Raw genomic sequence first — 6,784 nt, forward strand, 5'->3', positions numbered from 1 at the left:
GAATTTATGGACAAGTAATTTCTTTTTGTCCATAAATTCTTCCTTCTGGTCCCATCAAAAAAAACATTACTAAGAATAGAGAAAGTAGGACATTCATAGCGCTCTTAGACACTTGTAATAAACCAAACTCTTTGGCTTTCCCTCTAACCTGCCATTGACTCAATAAAAACTTGAACAAATAAGATGCTATACACATACATATGGATAAATATAACCAATGGACGGGGACATTAATTATATTCGTAATCTCTTCTTCAAAAAGCAATATAATTAATGATACAATAATTGAAGATGCAATTAAATTCCATAAACAATTTATATTATACTTCTTGATAGTGTCAGATGTATTACCTTGGTCGTAATATTTTCTAGCTGACGCACCCACTGTATTTAGTCCAATAAATGCACCTAATCCACCAATTAGAACTTGATACATTGCAATTTGCCCATACTCTTCTTGAGTAAAAAATCTTGTTAGTATTGGTAGTAATAAAAATGGTATTACGGCATTCGTTATATTAGCTATTAAATATATTACTGAGTTTTTTACAATTAAGCTCATTTTCTTATTAGACTAAAATTTAAAGCCACCCCTGCTTGAATATTGCAACTGGCTTTACTTCCAATTATTTCATCATAATATTTGGGTGCTAAGCCAAACCCAGGTCGGATACTACGAACATTTTCAGGCGTCAATAACTCACCTTTCGCTATGTCTTTTACTACATATAAAGAGCGACGGAACTTAACATTAACTTTTTCAGCTTCTGTTCTTTCGTAGTTCACTTGCCCCATCGCTTGCCACGCCGTTTTCGTGTCTTTACATAATGCAGCTAACTCATGAGGCTCAAGAGAAAAGCTATCATCTGCACCGCCACCGTTACGATCCATTGTGACATGTTTTTCAATCAAACACGCCCCTAATGTTACAGAAGCCACAGCCGTTGCATTATCAATAGTGTGATCAGAAAGACCCGATAAAACTTCAAATCGTTCCGCGATGTCAGCAATCGTCTTAAGATTATATTGGTCAGCTGGCGCAGGATAACCACTAACACAATGCAGTACTACCAGCTCTTCACACCCATTATCTCTTGCGGTTTTTATGGCCTCTGCAATTTCTTCTTTGTTAGCCATGCCTGTCGAGATGATCATCGGCTTACCTGTTTGGGCAACACGCTTAATCAAGGGTAAATCTATCACCTCAAATGAAGCGATTTTATATGCCGGCACATCTAGCTCTTCTAATAAATCGACAGCTGTAAAATCAAACGGAGAACTAAATATTGTAATCCCTAACTCCTTTGCTTTATCAAAAAGTGGTTTATGCCAATCCCATGGCATATGCGCATCTTTATACAGTTCATAGAGAGTATTACCATCCCATAAGCCACCATGAATCTGAAACTCTTCAGAATCACAATCCATAGTAATTGTCTCATGGGTATAGCTTTGCAACTTAATAGCGTCAGCACCCGCCTTTTTTGCTTCTTCCATAATTTGATAAGCGCGATTAATATCGCCATTATGGTTCGCCGATAACTCAGCGATAATATAAGGAGGAAAATCAGGACCAATCTTTCGTCCTGCAATTTCAATAAATTTGTTCATAACGCCCTATCTTATATATTCTTGTATTCCACGATAAAACTTTGTTCCAGCCTTTGGCTTTACATAGTCTTGTAGGGGAAGGTTTAGTTTGTCTTCAATAGCCCAGATAAGGTCTTGGAAACCTAATTTATGCCTAAACATCACGGTACTAGAGAGCCTTGGATTAATTTCAAACAACACTGGGCCCTCTTTAGTTAACCTCAACTGGAAGTTAACAGCCCCTTTAATATCTAGCTTCGTTGCAATTTCTGAAATATAGCGATCAATTTCGGCATTCTCGATAATCTCGCCCTTATCGGTAAAGCCACCACTTAGAGTACGCTTCATAGCAATGCTTCTTAAGCACCCATTGCTATGACGAAAAACACCACACGTGTACTCTTGATCATCCGGCAATAGCAATTCTTGCCAAATATAGTCGCCATTACCAACCAAATTATCAGCCTCAGAGACGGTTCTTACAACCTGCAACCCCTTGCTTCCTTGGCCACTCTTAGGTTTAAAAATACAAGGGAGTGCTTTTGGAGACTCTGAGGCTAACTGTGTCCATGGGCTTCTAACATTGATGGAGTCAAGCGCCTTCGCTGTCTTCAATTTGTCTAATGCCAGTTCCGCAGTCTCCTGGTTTGTCATAAGGACATCAACACCCAATAACTTTCCATCCACGAGTCCAAACTTGATAATGGCAGCTATCTCAGCTTCGCTTGTTGGGATAAAAAGATCGATATCATGCTCTTTGAACATTTGACCTAAAAAGTCAAAATAGAGGCTTTGATTGGCATAAGGCGCTTGATAAAACAGGTCAAAGACACACTCACCCGCATGCTCTCTTCTTACATCGCAACCAATAACTTGAGAAAATGCACTTTCTTTAAGAATTCGACCAATAGCAATGCCTATATCACCACCACCACCACTGACCAATACTGTTTTTACTAGGTCATTAATTTTATGCATATGAATTATTTCTCTTTAATATGTCAGTCAGGTATGTATAAGTGGCATCACATTCCAATACTTTATCTCTTACAGCCTGGCTGTTAAAAGGAAGTCTTCTCTGCATCAGAGCCCCATTCTTTGTATTGAGAATTAAATAACTTGCGAGCGAGCCAATATCTCTAGGCTGACCGACCGAGCCTGGGTTTGCCACCGTTGTTTGACCGCGATTAAAAACGACGGGGTAATGAGTATGACCGTAAAATACGTAATCCGATTGAGCAGTCCCCATATCATCAATGCGCGTTTTAGACGAGTCAGGGTAAATGTACTCATTCACTTCTTTCTCACTTCCGTGAAACAGTGAGAAATCGATACCATCCAATTGCAATGTTTTATGAGTAGGTAATTCCGATAACCAATGAATTTCTGACGGCGACAGAGTCTTTAAGGCAACCTGCAGACCATTACCATATTTTTCCCTACACTGAGCTGCAAAGTCTGGATTTTTTTGAGATTCCATCAATAAGTCTTCATGGTTACCTCGTATTACTGTGCAATGAGGCAGTGCCATTATTTTAGCTACCACTTGTTGTGGCCAATGGTAATAGCCAACAAGATCACCTAATACAAAGACATGCTCACATTTGTTCTTCTTAATATCTTCAAGAACAACCTCTAATGCCGGTAAGTTAGCGTGTATATCAGAAATAATGGCAATTTTCATAATGGTAAGCCACACAGCTTAAACATTTCAACAACGACTTCCTCAGGGGATTTCAGTTTCCCTTCTGCGGCAAAAGCGCGAAAGCTGTCTACCGATGGAACGTCTTGAACGCTCGAGCTGCGAATACTTTTTTGCATATTGGTATCAATCACACCGGGATCGAAGTGAACGAGTTCAACATGGTCATTTTCTAACGCGATAACATCTAAAAACATTTTGAACCCAGCTTTAGACATACAGTATGCCCCCCATCCTGCAATGGCTCTTGATGCAGCACCACTTGAAATATTTAAGATGGTTATATCAATTTGATGAGAGCGCGCCCAAAGAACTAGGCTGGATGTGATCTCTGAAGGAGCGGTTAGATTCACCCTCACAGACTCCCTAAAAGTCTCATTTTTATCCGGGGTTATAGTTCCTAGCGGATGAATCACCCCCGCATTAGAAATCAAAATAATAGACTTAGGCCGTTTCGATGAATAAAGCTTATCCCAATCAACCTGCTGTTCATTTAATAGATTGAATTCGCAATATTGGTGGTCAGCACTTTGCTCTAGGCGTTCTAAGTTTCGTCCTAAAAACACACATCGCGTATCAAGCAGAGCGCTTTTAACAGCCTTGTCATGGAACGCTTTTCCTAAACCACTCGTACACCCTGTAATGATTATACTTTTCATCGTGTTACCTCTCACTCAAAAGTGAAACAATTGATCCAACGCCTTTCCCAATGGACATAGTAAAACACGAGTCTGAGATTTTTGTGTACTGTTGCTCTAATTCACTCATAGCCTGAGACAACAAATCTTGATCTTCTAAAGAACCCTCAAAGCCCAATGCCGCACCAGATGATATTACCCGACTGACCACGTCGGTTTGATTTTCTGCGGTTTTAACTAATAAGGTAGGAAGTCCTAAAAAACAACGCTCCCATGTACTCGCTCCCGCAGCCCCTATAGCAATATCAGCCTCTACGATCAACTGAGCTACCTGAGTGCTGTCTATATGTAGCGTTATTTTATAAGGTAATTCATCCGTTAACTGTTTAATCTTATCTAAGAATGGGCAACTGCTTCCAACAACAACGCACACCTCTACATCGTTAACTGTGACAAATGCAGATAAGCCCTTTAGCGCGCTTATTGTATGCCCAGTGGGATCTGTACTGCCAAAATTCACTAAGATGGTTCGTATCTGATCAAAAGACTGCCTTTCTTGAAGGGATACATGCCGAGCATCAAAAAACTCACTTCGAAGTAGACAATAACGCTCACCAACAAAGAACTTGGTCCCTTCTTCGACCAGTGAAGAATACTCTAAACTACTCCGGCCACAAGTTTGATCGAGAATGAACTCTGCACAATGCGAACGATTGACTAAATCATCAATGGCCCCAACTCGAATACCTCTATTTTGAAAGTAACGTTCCCACTCAGCTTCTAGACCGTAGTGATCAACAACAAGCCAATGGATCTCATCAGAAAGGTATTTTGTTAAAGCATGATAGGTTTGCTGAGCATCCGTTTTCCAAGGCGCTCCCACCCAACTGATATAAGAGGCCGGATCGACTCTTTCATTATTGACTCTTGGTAGAGTCAATAGTTCAAAACCCGCCATGTGAACTTGCTGCCCTAGGTAATCACTGTGCTCTCGCATAACAAATAGACAACGAGCACCTTCCGCTTTTAATTTTGATGCCAACGTTAGACAACGACTTAAATGCCCGCCTCCAATCGAGGGGGCCGCATCGACTCGAAATACTATATTCATCGTGTTAACTACCGCATAATTGAGAACAAGTGTTCAGCCGATACCCAATCTTCTAATGTATCGATATCTTGAACCCGACTTCTTGGTAGCAGTACCACCTTAGAGTGTGGTGAAAAAACAGACAACTTATTTAAGAAAGCCTCACTCCTACCCCAATAAAATTGTCCGGCATCATGATATGCTTCTTCCAAATCCTGAGATCTAACCAATTCATTCTCTGGAGAAAACATCGAGACTGAACCACTATTATCTAGTTTAATCGCTCGTTGGATTGGAAATGGAAATGATGTAGCACTGAATACATACTCAGCATCACTGTTGTTCAGTAAGTCGTGACCTTTTTGCAGATCAGACGCTCTTACAAACGGAGCCGTAGCATACAGACAACAGACCGCCTCAAGTTCCCACCCTTCCTTCAAACACCATTGAATGGCATGCTCCATGACATCCATCGTTGTGGCATAATCGTCTGAAATATTCACTGGGCGTAAAAAAGGAGTATCAGCCCCGTAAGCTCTAGCGACTTCTGCGATTTCTGCATCGTCCGTAGATACAATCACTTTATCAAAACATCCAGAAGTCAAGGCGGCCTCTATCGAATAAGCGATCATAGGCTTTCCATGAAAATCTTTAATATTTTTTCGCGGGATGCGTTTACTCCCCCCACGAGCTGGAATAATCGCTATTTTCATTACGCACCTTTTAGAATATCAGTTAACACGTCGACAACCGTATTCTGTTGAACTTCCGTCATACCATGGAACATCGGCAGAGAAATCGCTTCGCGGTAGTACTGTTCGGATTCTGGGAAACTCCCCTCAGTAAAGCCCATAGCTTGGTAATATGGCTGAGTATGAACAGGAATATAATGCAAATTCACACCGATACCATTTTCACGCAGTGCGTCAAACACTTGTTTATGAGTTAATGATATCTCATCCAACTTCAAACGAATTACGAATAAATGCAGACCTGAGTACGTGTTTTCCAGTTGATAAGGAAGTACTAAAGGTAATTCAGATAACATTTGATTGTAACGCTTAGACAACACATGGCGCGCCGCAACAAATTCATCAAGTCGTTGCATTTGAGTGACACCCAATGCAGCTTGAAGTTCTGTCATACGGTAGTTGAAACCTAAATCAACCTGTTGGTAATACCAACCACCATGGGAAGCTTCCGTCATCATGTCAGGATCTCGAGTAATACCATGACTACGCAAGAGAGCCATTTTATCAGCCAGTTCTTTACTGTTAGTAAGAGCAGCTCCACCTTCGGCAGTTGTCACGATTTTTACTGGGTGGAAACTAAATACCGTGATATCTGAGTATTCGCAATTCCCAATCGGTAGCTCTTGATATCGGCCGCCAATCGCATGCGAAGCATCTTCAATAAGTTTAAAACCGTACTCTTTGGCTAACTTACCGATTGCAGCCATATCACAAGGTTGACCACACAAGTGAACAGGAACAACAACCTTTGGCAGTGTTCCATTTGCTTTAGCTGCGATCAGCTTCTGCTCTAATTTTTCAGGGCACATATTGTAAGTCGCTGAATCAATATCAACGAAATCAACTTTGGCACCACAGTAAAGACCACAGTTTGCAGATGCTACAAAAGTCACAGGTGTTGTCCACAACCAGTCACCTTCGCCCAAGCCTAAAGCTAAGCAAGCAATATGCAGAGCGGATGTTGCACTATTCACAGCTAACGCATACTGAGCGCCAGTATGTTCTGTTAACG

At 41.0% G+C, this 6,784-nt stretch carries 8 protein-coding genes; all 8 read right to left on the minus strand.

Annotated features, from left to right (window positions below):
• Nucleotides 1-4 precede the first annotated feature (4 nt).
• Nucleotides 5-562, minus strand: coding sequence for a lipopolysaccharide biosynthesis protein (locus AB4329_RS21605; protein ID WP_372139245.1), 558 nt, complete (start codon nt 560-562; stop codon nt 5-7).
• The gene (pseI, locus tag AB4329_RS21610) at nt 559-1,611 is read right to left on the minus strand and encodes a pseudaminic acid synthase (RefSeq protein ID WP_372139246.1); all 1,053 of its coding nucleotides are present in this window, start codon (nt 1,609-1,611) and stop codon (nt 559-561) included. Before pseI ends, AB4329_RS21605 begins: the two co-directional genes overlap by 4 nt.
• Nucleotides 1,612-1,617: 6 nt before the next feature.
• A complete protein-coding gene (locus AB4329_RS21615; RefSeq protein WP_372139247.1) occupies nt 1,618-2,568 on the minus strand; it encodes an ATP-grasp domain-containing protein in 951 nt (316 codons plus the stop codon).
• Nucleotides 2,561-3,274 carry a metallophosphoesterase gene (locus AB4329_RS21620; RefSeq protein ID WP_372139249.1) on the minus strand — a complete coding sequence of 238 codons (714 nt, stop codon included), beginning with the start codon at nt 3,272-3,274 and terminating at the stop codon, nt 2,561-2,563. Before AB4329_RS21620 ends, AB4329_RS21615 begins: the two co-directional genes overlap by 8 nt.
• On the minus strand, nt 3,271-3,951 hold the full coding sequence (locus AB4329_RS21625; protein WP_372139250.1) for an SDR family NAD(P)-dependent oxidoreductase: 681 nt from the start codon (nt 3,949-3,951) through the stop codon (nt 3,271-3,273). The genes AB4329_RS21620 and AB4329_RS21625 overlap by 4 nt, the downstream gene beginning before the upstream one ends.
• A gap of 4 nt (nt 3,952-3,955) precedes the next feature.
• On the minus strand, nt 3,956-5,041 hold the full coding sequence (pseG, locus tag AB4329_RS21630) for a UDP-2,4-diacetamido-2,4,6-trideoxy-beta-L-altropyranose hydrolase (RefSeq protein ID WP_372139251.1): 1,086 nt from the start codon (nt 5,039-5,041) through the stop codon (nt 3,956-3,958).
• Nucleotides 5,042-5,049: 8 nt separating this feature from the next.
• Nucleotides 5,050-5,733, minus strand: a complete 684-nt coding sequence (gene pseF / locus AB4329_RS21635; protein WP_372139252.1) for a pseudaminic acid cytidylyltransferase — start codon at nt 5,731-5,733, stop codon at nt 5,050-5,052.
• Nucleotides 5,733-6,784 (minus strand): UDP-4-amino-4,6-dideoxy-N-acetyl-beta-L-altrosamine transaminase (gene pseC, locus AB4329_RS21640; RefSeq protein WP_372139253.1); only part of this gene is annotated, 1,052 nt, incomplete at its 5' end. The genes pseF and pseC, both read right to left, overlap by 1 nt.

Source organism: Vibrio sp. 10N.261.54.A5 (assembly GCF_041471145.1).
Lineage (GTDB): Bacteria > Pseudomonadota > Gammaproteobacteria > Enterobacterales > Vibrionaceae > Vibrio > Vibrio crassostreae_C.